Raw genomic sequence first — 15,730 nt, forward strand, 5'->3', positions numbered from 1 at the left:
TCCTAAGGTCAACCCACGAAAACACCCCCCCCGCGCGCCCCCCCCCCCCGACTCGGGAGGGCCGGTGGTGCTCAGGCTTCCCGGGAGTTCTTGGGCCGGCGGTGCCGCCCGGCGCTGGACGCGGCCGCGTCCTCGCTCGCTGCCGGGCCACGGTGCTTGCCGGAGCCTGCGGCCGTGGCGGCCTGGGCGGAGGACCCTTGCGGGCGCGCCTGGGTCGTGTCGGTTCGGGCTTCGGACATGGAAAGTGTCACTCCGTCAGATCGCTTACAGGTGTACGCGTCGGGACCGCCGCGGCATCACCGTCGGTGGCCGGGTCAACCGGCTGCGTAGCCCCCTTCCGAATTCTAACGGGGCGTACTTTTTCGCTCTACCGGGCCTCCCGGGCCGCCAGTGGCGCCTGCTGCAGCGGTACTGGCCTGCACGGTTGGGGATGCGCCCCGCTTGCGTACGGTTCCCGCGCGGTGGGGTCCGATTGTGCGGATGTTGTGCAGTCGTTCGGATATCCGGCGGGGGTCGTGCGGATTACGGAAGTCGGCGGCAAAGCGGACGAGGTGTCCCAGGGGAGACGCGTCAGGCGTTGCGAATGCGACGCGGGGGCCGCTGCCGGCACCGGTACGGGGAGCGCGGGAGACGGGGGCGCGGCGCCCGGAGGTGCCGTGACCGCAGCGTCCCAGGGGACGCTCACCCGGGCCACGCCGCACGGGGTGGCCGGCGTCGCGTACGGCAGCCGCAGCTCGCCGTCCGGCGTCCACCGGCCCGTACCGGCGAGCCAGCCCGCGGGCGCGGCCGGCCGGCCCAGCCGCTTCGCCGCGGGCCGCCACGTGGCGAGCCAGGTACCGGCCGCCGCGTCCACCCGGAACGCCACCGCGCAGCTCTCCGGGGTCAGCACCTGTCCCGGCTGCACGGCGAACGGCGTCAGCGCGGCGTCCGCCGAGCGCAGCGCTTCGGGGAACCGCACCGGCAGCGTGCTGCCCAGTACGCCCCAGCCCATCCGGTCGTACCCGGGTGCGTCCGACCGCAGCAGGATCAGCCCGCTGTCGGGGTCGGCCAGCAGCAGCCGGTCGTTGCTCCGCTCCGCGATCTGCAGCAGCGGGCTGACCTCGCCGCCCCGGCCGAGGTCGACCACCACCGTCTTGGTAAGGCCGTCCAGCTCGCGGTCCAGGGCCAGCAGCCGGCCCTCCTTGTCCAGCCAGGCGCCGCCGGTGCAGCGGCCCGGCACCAGGGCGATCCGCTGCGGCCCCTCGCCCCCGCCGTGCAGCAGCCAGACCGCGGTGGCCCGGCGCGCGCCGTCGCCGCCCACGGGGGCGAGCGCGTGGGCCGCAGTGCCGCAGGGGGCGGGCGGCAGCAGCGTCAGCTCCTCGGTCTCCACGGCGCCCAGCGGGAGTTCGCCGGTGCCCGGGCCCGTGGGGTACAGGAGGGCGACCGTGCAGTGGCCTTCCGTGCGGCGCAGGATCAGCACCCGGCCGTCGGTGAGCGGCAGCAGCGCGCTGTCCGGCTGCTCGGGGCGGCGGCCGGGGAGCGGCACCGCGTACGGCTCGCAGCCGTCCAGCGTCCAGCGCTCGGGGTACCAGCCGCCGCCCGGCCCCTGGGTGAGCCGCGCGGCGTACGAACCGTCGGCGGCGAGCGTCAGCGCGGCGGGGCGGTGGGGCAGTCCGGTGAGCCCCCGGAGCCCGGGGAGCTCGGGGGGTCCGGGAGCGGCGGTCTCCGTGACGTCCTCGGTGTTCCCGTCGGTTCCAACGCCCTCGATTGCACAGGCAGTCATGGAATGGTCACCTCCAGTCACGACTGAAGCTAGTTTTCGCACTTCGTGTCGATCAACGCGTGATGGACCACTTCACGCGTATGAGTGGCCGTTGTCCGATTCGCCTGCGAGCGGTGTGGCGGATGTGCCAGCCGGGTCGCTCCGCGCCGGGTCCGCGCGGCGTCCGGTGGCGGTCCGCCAGGGGTGCGCCGGGTGCCTGCCCAGGTGCGCCCGGCATCCTGGGGCCACCGCGGCTGGGCGTTCCGCCGGGGCTGGGAGGTAACCTTCCACCCGTGCCCGCACTGTCTGAAGTCCTCTCCGCCCTCGACGCCCTGTGGCCCGCCGAGCGGGCAGAGGCGTGGGACGCCGTCGGCACCGTCTGCGGCGACCCCGAAGCGCCCGTACAGCGCGTGCTCTTCGCCGTCGACCCCGTACAGGAGATCGTCGACGAAGCCGTGCAGCTCGGCGCCGACCTGCTCGTCACCCACCACCCGCTCTACCTGCGCGGGACGACGACGGTCGCGGCGTCCACCTTCAAGGGCAAGGCCGTCCACACGCTGATCAAGAACGACATCGCCCTGCACGTCGCGCACACCAATGCCGACACCGCCGATCCCGGCGTCTCCGACGCCCTCGCCGGTGCCCTGGACCTGCGCGTGCTGCGCCCTCTGGTGCCGGACGCGAGCGACCCGGCGGGCCGCCGCGGCCTCGGCCGGGTGTGCGAGCTGACCCACCCGATGAGCCTCGCGGAGTTCGCCCGGTACGCCGCCGAGCGGCTGCCGGCCACCGCGCAGGGCATCCGCGCCGCCGGCGACCCCGACCGCACCGTCCGTACGGTCGCGGTGTCCGGCGGCTCCGGTGACAGCCTCTTCGACGATGTGCGCGCGGCGGGCGTGGATGCCTTCCTCACCGCCGACCTGCGCCACCACCCGGCCTCCGAGGCCACCCAGAAGAGCCCGCTCGGGCTGCTGGACGCCGCGCACTGGGCCACCGAGTGGCCGTGGTGCGAGCAGGCGGCCGCGCAGCTCGACGAGATCTCCGACCGGCACGGCTGGGACCTGCGTACGCACGTCTCCCGTACGGTCACCGACCCCTGGACCGCCCACGCGGCGTCCTCCCGGACCACCACCGACTCACCAGGAGCCCCCAACTGAACGCCGCGCCCGCAGACCAGATCCGCCTTCTGAACGTCCAGTCCCTGGACCTCCGGCTCACCCAGCTGGCGCACAAGCGCAACAACCTCCCCGAGCTGGCCGAGCTCCAGACCTTGGAGAGCGACCTCACCCAGCAGCGCGACCTGCTCGTCGCCTCGCAGACCGAGGAGAGCGACACCGCCCGCGAGCAGACCAAGGCCGAGCAGGACGTGGACCAGGTGCGCCAGCGCGCGGCCCGCGACCAGCAGCGCCTGGACTCCGGCGCGGTCACCTCGCCCAAGGACCTGGAGAACCTCCAGCGCGAGATCACCTCGCTCGCCAAGCGCCAGGGCGACCTGGAGGACGTCGTCCTGGAGGTCATGGAGCGCCGCGAGGCCGCGCAGGAGCGCGTCACCGAGCTGACCGGGCGGGTGGAGGCCATCCAGGCCAAGGTCGCCGACGCGGTCGCCCGTCGGGACGCCGCCTTCGCCGAGATCGACGAGGAGGCCGCCACGGTCACCAAGGAGCGCGCGCTGACCGTCGCCGACATCCCCGACGACCTGCTCAAGCTGTACGACCGGCTGCGCGCGAAGCAGGGCGGCGTCGGTGCCGCCCGGCTCTTCCAGCGCCGCTGCGAGGGCTGCCGCCTGGAGCTGGACATCACCGAGCTGAACGACGTGCGGGCCGCGGCGCCCGACCAGGTCGTGCGCTGCGAGAACTGCAGCCGCATCCTGGTCCGCACGCCGGACTCCGGCCTGTAAGTCCGATGGCGCGGACGTTCATCGTCGAGGCGGACGGCGGGTCGCGGGGCAATCCCGGGCCCGCCGGGTACGGCGCCGTCGTCCTCGACCCCGAGACCGGCGAGACGCTGGCCGAGGCCGCCGAGTACCTCGGTACGGCCACGAACAATGTCGCCGAGTACCGGGGCCTGGTGGCCGGGCTGCGCGCCGCCCACGCGCTCGACCCGGAGGCGGAGATCAGAGTCCGGATGGACTCCAAGCTGGTCGTCGAGCAGATGTCCGGGCGCTGGAAGATCAAGCACCCGGACATGCAGCCGCTCGCGGCCACCGCCAAGGCGGTCTTCCCGCCCGAGCGGGTCACGTACGAGTGGATTCCGCGCGCGCAGAACAAGCACGCCGACCGTCTCGCCAACGAGGCGATGGACGCGGGCGCGGCGGGCCGCCAGTGGGAGCCGGGCGCGTCGCGCGCGGCGCTGGCGGTGGGTGCGCGGGAGCCCGCGGGCGCGACGGCTTCGGACACCGCGGTGGCGGATGCCGAGCTGCCCGCTGCCACGGCCGCCACCGCCGCGCCGTCGTCCGGCTGGGCCGCGCCCGCCGACCTCGGCGCGCCGACCACCTTCGTACTGCTGCGGCACGGCGAGACCGCGCTGACCCCGGAGAAGCGGTTCTCCGGGAGCGGTGGCTCGGACCCCGAACTCTCCGCCGCAGGGCGCCTGCAGGCACGCGAGGCCGCCGGCGCGCTCGCCGTACGGGGCACGGTCCAGGCGATCGTCAGCTCCCCGCTGCGCCGCTGCCGGGAGACCGCCGAGGCGATCGCGGCCCGGCTCGGCCTGGACGTCCGCATCGAGGACGGCCTGCGCGAGACGGACTTCGGCGCCTGGGAGGGGCTGACCTTCTCCGAGGTGCGCGACCGCTACCCGGACGACCTGAACGCCTGGCTCGCCTCGTCGAAGGCCGAACCGACCGGCGGCGGCGAGTCGTTCGCGGCCGTGGCGCGGCGGGTCGCGCAGGCGCGGGACCGGCTGCAGGCGCGGTACGCCGGGAAGACGGTCCTGCTCGTCACGCATGTGACGCCGGTCAAGACGCTGGTCCGGCTGGCGCTCGGCGCGCCGCCGGAGTCGCTGTTCCGCATGGAGCTGTCCGCGGCCTCGTTGTCGGCGATCGCGTACTACGGGGACGGCAACGCGTCGGTGCGGCTGCTGAACGATACGTCGCACCTGCGGTAGCGCTCGCGCTCCGAAGGGCCGACTCCGGCCACGGGGGAGGGCGGCGCGCTCGGCTGCCGACTGCCGCGCCGTCGTGGCCGGTCGCGCAGTTCCCCGCGCCCCTTACGGGCGCAGCGCTGCCGCCCCGGCCGCCAGCCCCTCCACCCGTGCCCAGTCCTTGGTCGCCAGTGCGTCCGCCGGCAGCATCCATGTGCCGCCCACGCACGCCACGTTCGGCAGCGCCAGGTACGACGGTGCGTTCGCCTCCTTGATGCCGCCCGTCGGGCAGAACCGGGCCTGGGGGAGCGGCGAGGCCAGCGACTTCAGGTACGCCGTGCCGCCCGCCGCCTCCGCCGGGAAGAACTTCATCTCCGTGATGCCCTCCTCCAGCAGCGTCACGACCTCGGACGTCGTCGAGACGCCCGGCAGGAACGGCACGCCGGAGTCCTTCATCGCGCCGAGCAGCCGGGGCGACCAGCCCGGGCTGACCAGGAAGCGGGCGCCCGCCGCGACGGTCTCCGTGACCTGCGCGGGCGTGATCACCGTGCCCGCGCCGACCACCGCGTCCGGGACCTCGGCCGCGATCGCCCGGATCGCGTCCAGCGCCGCGGGGGTGCGCAGCGTCACCTCGATCGCGGGCAGGCCGCCCGCGACGAGCGCACGGGCGAGCGGTACGGCGTCGGCGGCGTCCTCCAGGACGACGACCGGGATGACGGGGGCGAGCCCGAGGACGGAGCGCTCGGGGGAAGCGGCGGCGGAGGCGGAGGCAGCACTAGTCACGGGTTCATAGTGCGCCTCGTCCGCACTCTTCGCAACGAGCGTTGCACATGCTGCAATATTCTCAGAGCTCGGTGACGATCACGTCCAGCGCCCACGGCTTGCCGGCCTTGGCCGGGGGCTGCGCCTCGACCGCGTAACCCAGCTCGCCGAGCGCCTCCACGAGCTCCGCCGGACCGGCCGGCTCCAGCCCCGCCGAGAGCAGGTCCCGGACCAGCCGCCCCTTCGTCGCCTTGTTGAAGTGGCTGACCACGGACCGCTTCTCGACCCCGTTCACGATCCTGGACTGGAGCACCCGCACCGTCGCCGTCCGCTCGGCGACCTCGCCCTTCGGCTTCCACGCCGTCGCGTACGCCGCCGAACGCAGGTCCAGTACGAGCTGATCACCGGCCGCCGCGGGCAGCGCCTCCGCCATCGGGGCGCGCCAGTAGGCGCCGAGCGCGCCCAGGGCGGGCAGCTTCACGCCCATGGAGCAGCGGTACGAAGGGATCCGGTCGGCGACGCCCACCGCGCCCCACAGCCCGGAGAACACGAGCAGCGACCGCTCGGCCCGCCGCCGCGCCCCGGCGTCCAGCGTGGCCAGGTCCAGCGCGTCGTACAGCACGCCGGTGTAGATCTCGCCCGCCGGCCGCGTGCCGGCGGTGCGCAGCCCGGCGTTCTTCGCGACCTCGCCCTTCAGACCCTCGCTCAGCCCCAGTACCTCCTGCGCCTTGCCGGCGTCCGCCGCGCACAGCTCGACCAGCTCGGTCAGCACCGTCTCGCGGGCGGCCGTGAGGCCCGGCAGCGACAGCGCGGCCAGGTCCAGCGGGGCCGCGCCGTCCCGGCCTCCGGCCTTGCCTTCGGACGGCGGCAGCAGCGTGAGCACGGTCGTTCTCCTTACGGGGGTACGGGCACGGATGCGGGGCGCGCGCCTGGTACGCGGCCCCCGTGAACCCTATTCGGTCGCGTGCCGGCGCCGGACGGTGGCCGGGAGGGATTTGTCCTAGTCTCGGCTCCATGCCCCGTCGCCCGATGCGAGTGACCGACGAATCCCCGGCGGACACCGCCCTGCTGTGCGGCGCGCTGGAGGAGCTGCGGACCCGGACGGAGCTGCCCGCCGACTTCCCGCCCGAGGTCAGGGAGGAGGCGGCCCGCGCGGCGCGCGGCCCCCGGCTGCCGGCCGAGGACGCCACGGACCTGCCGCTCTTCACGCTCGACCCGCCCGGCTCGACCGACCTCGACCAGGCGATGTACCTCACGCGGCGGGAGCCCGGCGGCTTCCGCGTGTACTACGCCATCGCCGACGTGGCCGCGTTCGTCACCCCGGGGAGCGCGCTGGACAACGAAGCGCACCGCCGTGTGATGACCCTGTACTTCCCCGACGGGCGCGTCCCCCTGCACCCGCCCGTCCTCAGTGAGGGCGCCGCCAGCCTTCTCCCGGACCAGGACCGGCCCGCCGTCCTCTGGCGGCTCGATCTCGACGAGTACGGAGCGCTGGTCGCCACCGACGTCCGGCGGGTCGTCGTCCGCTCCCGTGCCCGGCTCGACTACGAAGGCGTGCAGCGCGCCATCGAGAGCGGCACCGCCGAGGAGCCGCTCTCGCTCCTCCGCGACATCGGGCAGCTGCGCGAGGAGCGCGAGCGGGCCCGCGGCGGCATCTCGCTGAACGTCCCCGAACAGGAGATCGTGCTGCGCGACGGCCGGTACCGCCTCGCCTACCGTGCCCCGCTGCCGGCCGACGGCTGGAACGCGCAGCTCTCGCTGCTCACGGGCATGGCGGCGGCCGACCTGATGCTCGACTCCGGGACCGGCATCCTGCGCACCCTGCCTGCCGCACCGGACGGCGCGGTCGGACGGCTGCGCCGTACCGCCCGCGCGCTGGGCGTCGACTGGCCGCACCACACCTCGTACGCGGAGCTGATCCGCGGCCTCGATCCGCACCGGAGCACGCACGCCGCGTTCCTCCAGGAGTGCACCGCCCTGCTGCGCGGCGCGGGCTACACGGTCTTCGACGGCTCCCCGCCCGACTCGGCGCACGCCCTGCACTCCGCGGTCGCCGCGCCGTACACGCACGCCACCGCGCCGCTGCGGCGCCTGGTGGACCGCTACGTCGCCGAGCTGTGCCTGGCAGCGGCGGCGGGGAAGCCGGTACCGGAGTGGGTACGCGCGGCGCTGCCCGCGCTGCCGGAGGAGATGGCGGCGGGCGGGCGGCGTGCCAACCGGGTCGAGCGGGAGTGCGTCGACCTGGTCGAGGCGGCCGTCCTGCACGACCGGATCGGCGAGCTCTTCGACGGCTACGTCGTCGACGTCCACGAGGAGCGGCCCCGCCAGGGCACCGTCCACCTCTGCGCCCCGGCCGTCGTCGGCCGCGTGGACGCCGCCCCCGAGGCCCCGCCACTGCCCCTGGGCCACCCGCTGCGGGTCCGCCTCACGGCCGCCTACCCGGGACGCGAGACGGTGCGCTTCGTACCGGCGTGAGCGGCCCGCCCGCTTTCCGGCACGGCGGCCAGCGCCTCCCGCAGTGCCGTCACCACCGCCCGCGCGTCATCCGCGTGGAAGCGGACGGTACGGACCTCCTCCGGCGGCCCCAGCAGCCGCCGTACGACCGTCACCGGCGCGGACAGCTCCAGCGTGACCGCGGTCTGTCCGGCGACGGCCGACTCCAGGACGCCGGCGGGCGGCCTGCCCTTCGGGAAGCGGAGGTCGCGGCGCACGGTGGCGATGCGGTCCAGCGGTATCGAGGCGTCGAGCCGCGCACCGTTCCGTATGCGCAGCGCGTCGGCGCTCACCAGGTGCGGCCGGGTGACCGCCACGGTGTGCAGCCCGAGCGCCATCAGGACCGTGTAGACGTCCAGCACGAGCATGATCGCGTGGACGAGCGGGAAGCCCGCGAGCAGGAAGGCGACGCCGACGGTCTCGACGAGGCACACGAAGGCGAAGCCGAGCACCAACGGGGCCTGCGCCCCCGCATACCCGAAGGCGCGCACACCACAGGCATCCCGCCCCGCGCCGTCCCGCCGCCGGACCACCCACAGCCCCAGGCTCGCCAGCCACCGCCCCTCATGGGCGAGCAGCAGGCGCGCCGCCCGGCGCCGGCTCACCGCGCACGCTCCACCATGAGCCGGATCGCCTGCTGGACGGCGGCGGCCTGGGCGGGCGCGAAGTGGGCGTAGAAGGCGGCCATCAGCGACCGGGCCGCCGCCGCGTCCTCGGTACCGGAGCCGGTACCGGCCATGGCCATGGCCTCGCGCGCATCGGCGCCGAGCTCGGCGACCACCGCGTCCGGCAGGCAGCCGATGATCTCCTGCGCGGCCCGCGTCACCCGCGGGTCGTCCACCTCGGCCTCCGCGAGCTCGTCCAGCAGCGCGTACACCTCGTACGCGCGGTCCATGGCCGCGGGCTCCATGAGCGCCGAACCGAGCAGGGAGGACAGCCTCTCGCGCTCCGCCACCCCGCCCATCGACTCGAACAGCGCCATCATCTCCCGCTCCTTGGCGGCCATCGCGGGCTCGGGCCCGGGGCGTGCGGCCGAGACGCGGGCCATCTTCCCGAAGACGTCCGCGAGTTCCTCGGACACGGGGCCCTCGGCGGGCAGGCCGCCGTGCTCCTCGGCGCGGTCCAGCAACGTACGCAGCCGCGCCCGCCGCTCGCGCAGCTCCGCCTCCTGCCGCGCCAGATCCGCGTCGAGCTCGGCGAGCACCTCCTCCAGCGCCCGTCCGGCGTCCTCGGCCAGTACGTCCCGTACCTCGTCAAGGCCGAGCCCCAGCTCGGTGAGGCGCCGCACCCGCGCCAGCAGCACGGCGTCGCGCAGCGCGTACTCCCGGTAGCCGTTGGCGCGGCGCTCGGGCTCGGGCAGCAGCCCGAGGTGGTGGTAGTGGCGCACGGTCCGGGTGGTGACCCCGGCCAGCGTCGCGAGCTCTCCGATCCTCATGCGGTCCAGTAGAAACGTTGACGCTGCGACAAGGTCAAGGACGAGCCGCCGCGGCGTACGGGTACCATGGTCGGCACGGCGGACGAGCCGGCCGGGCGGTCGCGTGGGGGTCTTCGGACCTCACCGAGGAACGTCCGGGCTCCACAGGGCAGGGTGGTGGGTAACGCCCACCCGGGGTGACCCGCGGGACAGTGCCACAGAAAGCAGACCGCCGGTGCCGCAAGGCGCCGGTAAGGGTGAAACGGTGGTGTAAGAGACCACCAGCCTCCGAGGTGACTCGGAGGGCTAGGTAAACCCCACCTGGAGCAAGGTCAAAAGGGGCCGTCGGCTGACGGCCCTGCGCGGATGTTCGAGGGCTGCCCGCCCGAGTCCGCGGGTGGACCGCACGAGGCTGCCGGCAACGGCAGTCCTAGATGGATGGCCGCCTCCCCGCGGCCCGCAAGGGCCACGGGAGACAAAACCCGGCGTACAGGCCGACTCGTCCGCCCCCACACTTCCGGCGCCCGGCAGGCGCCTTGCCGCCGATCACCCGACGGCCGAGCGGCTCAGCGACCAGCGCGATCAAAGCGATCAAAGCGTCCTGAGCATCCTCCGCAATTCGCTTTTGCTCCCTCCCGTGACTCCTGCCATGGCGTAATTCGCCGCGACCGCGACCGTGACCGTGACCGGGCTCATGAGGGCAAGAATCACGAAATTCCAGCGCCTCATCACCATGATCACGACGACTGCGGTCACAACGGACAGAAGTGTCATCAAGTCCATCAAGTACTACTTGGCGCCTGTGAATATTCTGTGCATGTGCCGTAACGGGTGTAATGGAAATGGAGGAATATCGGGTGGCGCAGAAAGCAAAAAAGGGGGAGTGCGGGTGGGGTCGGCCTGGATCGGCCGACACCACCCTCACCCCCCGTCGCTGCGCGCAGGCAGGCTCTGCCGCGGCAGGCGCCGGCTTACTTGCCGAGCTCGAGGTCGAGGTTCTCGAAGGAGTCCGCAGCCTTCTCCAGGTACTGGGCCAGGCCGTCGAGACCCTCGTTGGTCTTCGACATGCCCTGCTTGAACTCCTCGAAGTCGTGACCGAACTTCTTCGACGCCTGCCGGGTGACGAAGCCCTTCTCGAGCAGGCCGTCGATGTAGGTCTTCAGGTCGTGAAGCTTCTCCTCGATGCGCTCCTTCTCGCGGTTCATCTTCTTCGCGGCGGCCCGCATGTCCTCATATGTGACATCAAGGTCTTTAGCCATGACGCTCCCCTTCCCGTTGACGACCGCGAGGTCCCCCTCCCGGCATACGCATGGCGCGCACCGGTTCGGCACGCGCCGTTGGGCACCCTAGTCGCTAGCCCTTACAGGTGCACATAAGTGCCGTCACGACCGACATTGAATCCCAGTAAATCGGGACGTTGTTGGGACATGGCGCCGGTACGCGACCGCTTTGCCGGGAAGATATTCTCTCCTTCGTAGAGAGGCATTTCGAGGAGGAGCTAAGTGCGTTTGAAGCTGACCGTCGTCGACCCCTATACGCACATCGGCAAAGACCTCGTCCTCGACGCCGACCCAGAGGCCCGTATCGACGCCGTCGCCCGGGAGTTGGCCGCCCGGGTGCGGGGCATGGGCGGCCCCGGCTCGCTCCCCGGACAGCCCGGCCCCGCGCTCTACGTCGACAACTACCACGTGGACCCCAACCACACCGTCGCCGGCTCCCCGCTGCGCGACGGCGCGGTGGTGAGCCTGGACGACCCCTCCGGCACGCTGCCCGGCGAGCAGTCCGGTGTCATCGAGGTCCGGGTGGCCGGCGGGCCCGACGCCGGCGCCGTGTACCGGCTCGGCATCGGCCGGTACGACATAGGCTCCGGCCCGAGCTGCCAAATAGTCATCAATGAGCCGGAGTTGCCCCAGCGTGCGATGACCCTCTACGTGGTCTCCGCTGACGACCTCCGGCTGGCCGTGCACGGCGGCAGACAGGGCGGCGAACAGTCGGGCGGGCAGCCCGGCCGGCCGGGTGCGGCGCCCGAGGGCAAGGAGCCCGCGCTCGAGGTGCGCGTCGACGGCAAGCCCCTCGATGGGCAGCAGCTGCCCGTCGGCTCCCAGCTCGCCATGGGCAACACCCTGCTCGACGTGGCCCCTTACACGCCCCCGGACGCGGCCCTGAAGTGGTCCGACGACGGCTCCGGGCTCGACTACAACCGCCCGCCGCGGCTGCGCCCGCCGGAGCGCACCACCACGTTCCGCCTGCCGGCGCCCCCGAAGGAGCACCAGGCCCGGCCGCTGCCCTGGCTGATGGCGCTGTCCCCGCTCGTCATGGCCGTCACCATGGCGATGGTGATGGGGCGCGCGACGTACCTGGTGATGGCGGTCTTCAGCCCGCTGATCATGATCGGCAACTACTTCTGGGACAAGAAGCACGGCCGCAAGTCGCACGCCAAGCAGGTCGAGGAGTACGAGGAGCACAAGGCCCGGATCGAGCGCGACGCGCAGGAGGCGCTGGCCCTGGAGCGCGGCGACCGCCTCCTCGACCACCCGGACCCCGGCACCATCTGGGCCAACGCCACCGGCCCCCGCACCCGTCTGTGGGAGCGCCGCCGCAGCGACGCCGACCACCTGCTGCTGCGGGTGGGCACCGGCCGGCTGCCCTCCGCCGTCGTCCTCGACGACCCCGAGCAGGACGACCACCGCCGCCAGGTCACCTGGGAGATCGCCGACACCCCCGTCGCCCTGCACCTCGGCCAGCTCGGTGTGATCGGCTTCGCGGGCCCCGACGACACCGCGCGCAGCCTGGCGCGGTGGACGGTGACCCAGGCGGCCGCCCTGCACAGCCCGCTGGATGTGCAGTTCTACGTACTCACCGAGGCGAACGCGCAGCCCAGCTGGGACTGGGTCCGCTGGCTGCCGCACGCCCGTCCGACGGCGCAGGACGCCAACGTCCTCATCGGGAACGACGCCGAGACCGTCGGCGCCCGCATCGGCGAACTCACCCAGATCCTCGAGGCCAGGCAGAAGGCCGCCCAGGAGAACCGCGGTCAGGTGGGCTTCGCCGACCCCGACATCGTCGTCGTCTGGGACGGCTCGCGCCGGCTGCGCTCGATGCCCGGCGTCGTACGGCTGCTGCAGGAAGGCCCGGCCGTATCGATGTACGCGATCTGCCTGGACGCCGAGGAGCGCTTCCTGCCGGGCGAGTGCAAGGGCATCGTGATCGCGGAACCGCGCACCGCCCGGCACGCCCGGCACGAGCAGCAGGCCGGCGGCGGCGCGAGCGACGCTTACGAAGTACTGCGGCGGGCCGCCGAGGAGGAGCAGCGGAAGAAGGCGGCGGACGAGGCCGGCAGGTCGCGCCGCAAGAAGAAGAGGGGGAAGAAGTCGGCCGCGCCCGCCAACCCGGCGCTGACCAACACCGCCGCCGTGATGCTCTCCCTCGACAGCCACAGCGGCTCCCCGGTGCCCGCGGCGCCGACGGCCGCGGAACAGATCGACCCCTCCGTGCTGCGACTCCGCGTACAGCAGGAGGGCAAGGCCAAGATCCTGGGCGTACGGCCCGACTTCGTCTCGCCGGCCTGGTGCGACCGGGTCGCCCGGGCGCTCGCCCCGCTGCGCGACATCAGCGGCGAGGCGACGGACAGCGCGCTGCCGGACGCCAGCCGGCTCCTCGACGTCATCGGGATGGAGCCGCCGACGGCCGCCGCGGTGGCCGCCCGCTGGCAGACCGGCGGGCAGTCCACGCTGGCGATGGTCGGCGAGTCGTACGACGGGCCGTTCGGCATCGACATCCGCAAGGACGGGCCGCACGGTCTCATCGCGGGTACGACGGGCTCCGGCAAGTCCGAACTGCTGCAGACGATCGTCGCCGCGCTGGCGGTGGCGAACACGCCGGAGAACATGACCTTCGTGCTCGTCGACTACAAGGGCGGCAGCGCGTTCAAGGACTGCGTCCACCTGCCGCACACCGTCGGCATGGTCACCGACCTCGACGCCCACCTCGTCGAGCGCGCCCTGGAGTCGCTCGGCGCCGAACTGCACCGCCGCGAGCACATCCTCGCCCAGGTCGGGGCGAAGGACATCGAGGACTACCAGGACCTGGTGCGCCGTAACCCAGGTATGGCACCGCTGCCCCGACTGCTGCTGGTCATCGACGAGTTCGCGTCCATGGTCCGCGACCTGCCCGACTTCGTCACCGGCCTCGTCAACATCGCCCAGCGCGGCCGCTCCCTCGGCATCCACCTGATGCTGGCCACCCAGCGGCCGTCCGGCGTGGTCTCGCCGGAGATCCGGGCCAACACCAACCTCCGTATCGCCCTGCGGGTCACCGACGGCGGCGAGTCCTCGGACGTCATCGACTCGCCCGAGGCCGGCAACATCTCCAAGAACAACCCGGGCCGCGCCTACGTGCGCACCGGCGCGGCCTCCCTCATCCCCTTCCAGTCCGGCCGCGTCGGCGGCCGCCGCCCCGGCACCGTGGACCCGATGGCCATCGCCCCGTGGACCGGGGAGCTGGACTGGGCCGGTCTGGGCCGCGCGGCGCTGGCGAAGCCCGCGGCCGCCAAGAGCGAGGAAGAGGAGATCACCGACCTGAAGGTACTGGTCGACGCCGTCCGGGAGGCCAACGCGCACCTGCGCATCCCGCAGCCCCACAGCCCGTGGCTGCCGGCCCTCGCGGAGACCCTGCTGCCGGAGGACCTGCCGCCGGTGCAGGGCCTGGGCGCGCTGCCCCCGGCGCCGTACGGCATCGAGGACCTGCCGTCGAGCCAGGCCCGCCGCGCGGTCGCGATCGACTTCGCGACCTTCGGACACCTGCTCATCGCGGGCGCGCCGCGCAGCGGCCGCTCCCAGGTGCTGCGTACGATCGCGGGCTCCCTGGCCCGCACCCTCTCCTGCGCCGACGTCCACCTGTACGGCATCGACTGCGGCAACGGCGCGCTGAACGCGCTCACCAAGCTGCCGAACTGCGGCGCCGTGGTGGGCCGCAACCAGAGCGAGCGGGCCGTCCGGCTGATCCGCCGGCTGTCGGCGGAGGCGAGCAGGCGGCAGGAGCTGCTCGCGGAGTCCGGCTTCGCGGACATCGGCGAGCAGCGCGCCGGGTCGCCGGAGGACCGGCGGCTGCCGCACATCGTGCTGCTCCTGGACCGCTGGGAGGGCTGGGTCACCTCCCTGGGCGAGCTGGAACACGGCGAGCTGACCGACGAGTTGCTGACCCTGATGCGCGAGGGCGCGAGCGTGGGCATCCACCTGGTGATCACGGGTGACCGGCAGCTCCTCACCGGCCGGATCTCCTCCCTCACGGAGGACAAGCTCGCCCTGCGCCTCGCGGACCGTACCGACTTCACGATGCTGGGCATCAACAGCCGCAAGGTGCCGGACGAGATCCCGCCCGGCCGCGCGTTCCGCAACGAGACGGCTACGGAGATCCAGTTCGCGCTGCTGAGCGAGGACGCCACCGGGCAGGGCCAGAACGCGGCCCTTGCGGCCATCGGAGAGGGGGCGACCCGCCGGGACGCGGCGGTGCCGCGGCACCTCCGTCCCTTCCGGGTGGACTCGCTGCCCAGCCGCATCACCTTCGGCGAGGCGTGGCAGCACATCGACCCGGCGGCGGCCGCCTCGCGGCTGTGGGGCCTGGTGGGTGTCGGCGGCGACGACCTGATGGCCTTCGGCCCGGACCTGGGACAGGGCTCGCCGGGCTTCGTGATCGCGGGCCCGGCGAAGTCGGGCCGCTCGACGGTGCTGATGAACCTGGCGCGTACGTTCGTGGGCCGCGGCGTCCGCCTCGTCGTCGCCGCCCCGCGGACCTCCCCGCTGCGCGAACTGAAGGGCCTCGAGGGCGTGCTGGCGGTCTTCACGGGCAGCGACATCGAGGAGGACGAGCTGCAGGAGGCCGTGGCGACGGCGTCCGTGGAGCGCCCGATCGTCATCCTGATCGACGACGGCGAACTCCTCGAGGACTGCGACGCGGAGGACGAGTTCAAGAAGCTGATCTCGACGGGCTCCGACCGCGGCATCGGCATCGTCATCGCCGGCGACGAGGACGACGTCTGCTCCGGCTTCAGCGGCTGGCAGGTCGACCTGAAGAAGTCCCGGCAGGGCCTGCTGCTCTCCCCCCAGGACACCTCCAGCGGCGAACTGATCGGCGTCCGCCTGAGCCGCAGCTCGGTGGGCGGCCCGGTAACCCCGGGCAAGGGGCTGCTGCACCTGGGCAACGGGGAGGCGTTCACGGTGACTGTGCCGGTGGGGTGAGCGGCGACG

General features: G+C 73.2%; 13 protein-coding genes and 1 other RNA gene. 6 read left to right on the forward strand and 8 right to left on the reverse strand.

The features are described 5' to 3' along the window. Window positions 1–71: 71 nt before the first annotated feature. Entirely contained in the window at window positions 72–239 is a 168-nt protein-coding gene (locus ABT381_RS23295) for a hypothetical protein (protein WP_351597582.1), read from the reverse strand. Window positions 240–367: 128 nt separating this feature from the next. Then, entirely contained in the window at window positions 368–1,762 is a 1,395-nt protein-coding gene (locus ABT381_RS23300) for a hypothetical protein (protein ID WP_351597585.1), read from the reverse strand. A gap of 272 nt (window positions 1,763–2,034) precedes the next feature. On the opposite strand from ABT381_RS23300, the gene ABT381_RS23305 reads away from it, so the two are divergent. The 3 genes from ABT381_RS23305 to ABT381_RS23315 are packed head-to-tail and all read left to right on the forward strand — an operon-like array spanning window position 2,035 to window position 4,840. Beyond that, window positions 2,035–2,895, forward strand: a complete 861-nt coding sequence (locus ABT381_RS23305; RefSeq protein WP_351597588.1) for a Nif3-like dinuclear metal center hexameric protein — start codon at window positions 2,035–2,037, stop codon at window positions 2,893–2,895. Continuing rightward, window positions 2,892–3,635, forward strand: coding sequence for a zinc ribbon domain-containing protein (locus tag ABT381_RS23310; RefSeq protein WP_351597654.1), 744 nt, complete (start codon window positions 2,892–2,894; stop codon window positions 3,633–3,635). The genes ABT381_RS23305 and ABT381_RS23310 overlap by 4 nt, the downstream gene beginning before the upstream one ends. A gap of 5 nt (window positions 3,636–3,640) precedes the next feature. Further along, entirely contained in the window at window positions 3,641–4,840 is a 1,200-nt protein-coding gene (locus tag ABT381_RS23315) for a bifunctional RNase H/acid phosphatase (RefSeq protein WP_351597591.1), read from the forward strand. Window positions 4,841–4,942: 102 nt separating this feature from the next. Here the strand turns inward: ABT381_RS23315 and eda are convergent, their stop codons facing one another. Together eda and yaaA are read right to left on the reverse strand one after the other, a co-directional pair. Then, complete coding sequence (eda, locus tag ABT381_RS23320) at window positions 4,943–5,599, reverse strand: bifunctional 4-hydroxy-2-oxoglutarate aldolase/2-dehydro-3-deoxy-phosphogluconate aldolase (RefSeq protein WP_351597593.1); 657 nt, start codon at window positions 5,597–5,599, stop codon at window positions 4,943–4,945. 61 nt (window positions 5,600–5,660) lie between these two features. Continuing rightward, window positions 5,661–6,461, reverse strand: coding sequence for a peroxide stress protein YaaA (gene yaaA / locus ABT381_RS23325; RefSeq protein ID WP_351597596.1), 801 nt, complete (start codon window positions 6,459–6,461; stop codon window positions 5,661–5,663). A 131-nt stretch (window positions 6,462–6,592) separates the two neighbouring features. Between yaaA and ABT381_RS23330 the strand changes: the two genes are divergently transcribed. Beyond that, window positions 6,593–8,053, forward strand: a complete 1,461-nt coding sequence (locus ABT381_RS23330; RefSeq protein WP_351597599.1) for an RNB domain-containing ribonuclease — start codon at window positions 6,593–6,595, stop codon at window positions 8,051–8,053. On the opposite strand, the gene ABT381_RS23335 is transcribed toward ABT381_RS23330, so the two are convergent. Together ABT381_RS23335 and ABT381_RS23340 are read right to left on the reverse strand one after the other, a co-directional pair. Then, window positions 8,014–8,676: a hypothetical protein gene (locus ABT381_RS23335; protein ID WP_351597602.1), complete on the reverse strand. Its 663-nt coding sequence runs from the start codon at window positions 8,674–8,676 to the stop codon at window positions 8,014–8,016. The two genes, ABT381_RS23330 and ABT381_RS23335, sit on opposite strands and share 40 nt — an antisense overlap. Next, entirely contained in the window at window positions 8,673–9,506 is an 834-nt protein-coding gene (locus tag ABT381_RS23340) for a MerR family transcriptional regulator (RefSeq protein ID WP_351597604.1), read from the reverse strand. The genes ABT381_RS23335 and ABT381_RS23340 overlap by 4 nt, the downstream gene beginning before the upstream one ends. Window positions 9,507–9,589: 83 nt before the next feature. Between ABT381_RS23340 and rnpB the strand changes: the two genes are divergently transcribed. Continuing rightward, window positions 9,590–9,991: RNase P RNA component class A (gene rnpB / locus ABT381_RS23345), an RNA gene on the forward strand. Window positions 9,992–10,076: 85 nt separating this feature from the next. Here the strand turns inward: rnpB and ABT381_RS23350 are convergent. Continuing rightward, a complete protein-coding gene (locus tag ABT381_RS23350; protein ID WP_351597606.1) occupies window positions 10,077–10,268 on the reverse strand; it encodes a hypothetical protein in 192 nt (63 codons plus the stop codon). A 188-nt stretch (window positions 10,269–10,456) separates the two neighbouring features. Continuing rightward, window positions 10,457–10,744, reverse strand: coding sequence for a WXG100 family type VII secretion target (locus tag ABT381_RS23355; protein ID WP_351597609.1), 288 nt, complete (start codon window positions 10,742–10,744; stop codon window positions 10,457–10,459). 243 nt (window positions 10,745–10,987) lie between these two features. On the opposite strand from ABT381_RS23355, the gene ABT381_RS23360 reads away from it, so the two are divergent. Continuing rightward, window positions 10,988–15,721: an FtsK/SpoIIIE domain-containing protein gene (locus tag ABT381_RS23360; protein WP_351597611.1), complete on the forward strand. Its 4,734-nt coding sequence runs from the start codon at window positions 10,988–10,990 to the stop codon at window positions 15,719–15,721. Window positions 15,722–15,730 lie beyond the last annotated feature (9 nt).

It is taken from the genome of Streptomyces sp. NPDC000151 (assembly GCF_040301705.1).
In the GTDB taxonomy this organism is placed as follows: domain Bacteria; phylum Actinomycetota; class Actinomycetes; order Streptomycetales; family Streptomycetaceae; genus Streptomyces.

Coding starts and splice junctions, on each gene's coding strand:
- ABT381_RS23315 (WP_351597591.1), top strand. CDS start 3,641: ATGGCGCGGACGTTCATCGTCGAGGCGGACGGCGGGTCGCGGGGCAAT.
- ABT381_RS23340 (WP_351597604.1), bottom strand. CDS start 9,506: ATGAGGATCGGAGAGCTCGCGACGCTGGCCGGGGTCACCACCCGGACC.
- ABT381_RS23295 (WP_351597582.1), bottom strand. CDS start 239: ATGTCCGAAGCCCGAACCGACACGACCCAGGCGCGCCCGCAAGGGTCC.
- ABT381_RS23330 (WP_351597599.1), top strand. CDS start 6,593: ATGCCCCGTCGCCCGATGCGAGTGACCGACGAATCCCCGGCGGACACC.
- ABT381_RS23300 (WP_351597585.1), bottom strand. CDS start 1,762: ATGACTGCCTGTGCAATCGAGGGCGTTGGAACCGACGGGAACACCGAG.
- ABT381_RS23350 (WP_351597606.1), bottom strand. CDS start 10,268: ATGGACTTGATGACACTTCTGTCCGTTGTGACCGCAGTCGTCGTGATC.
- ABT381_RS23355 (WP_351597609.1), bottom strand. CDS start 10,744: ATGGCTAAAGACCTTGATGTCACATATGAGGACATGCGGGCCGCCGCG.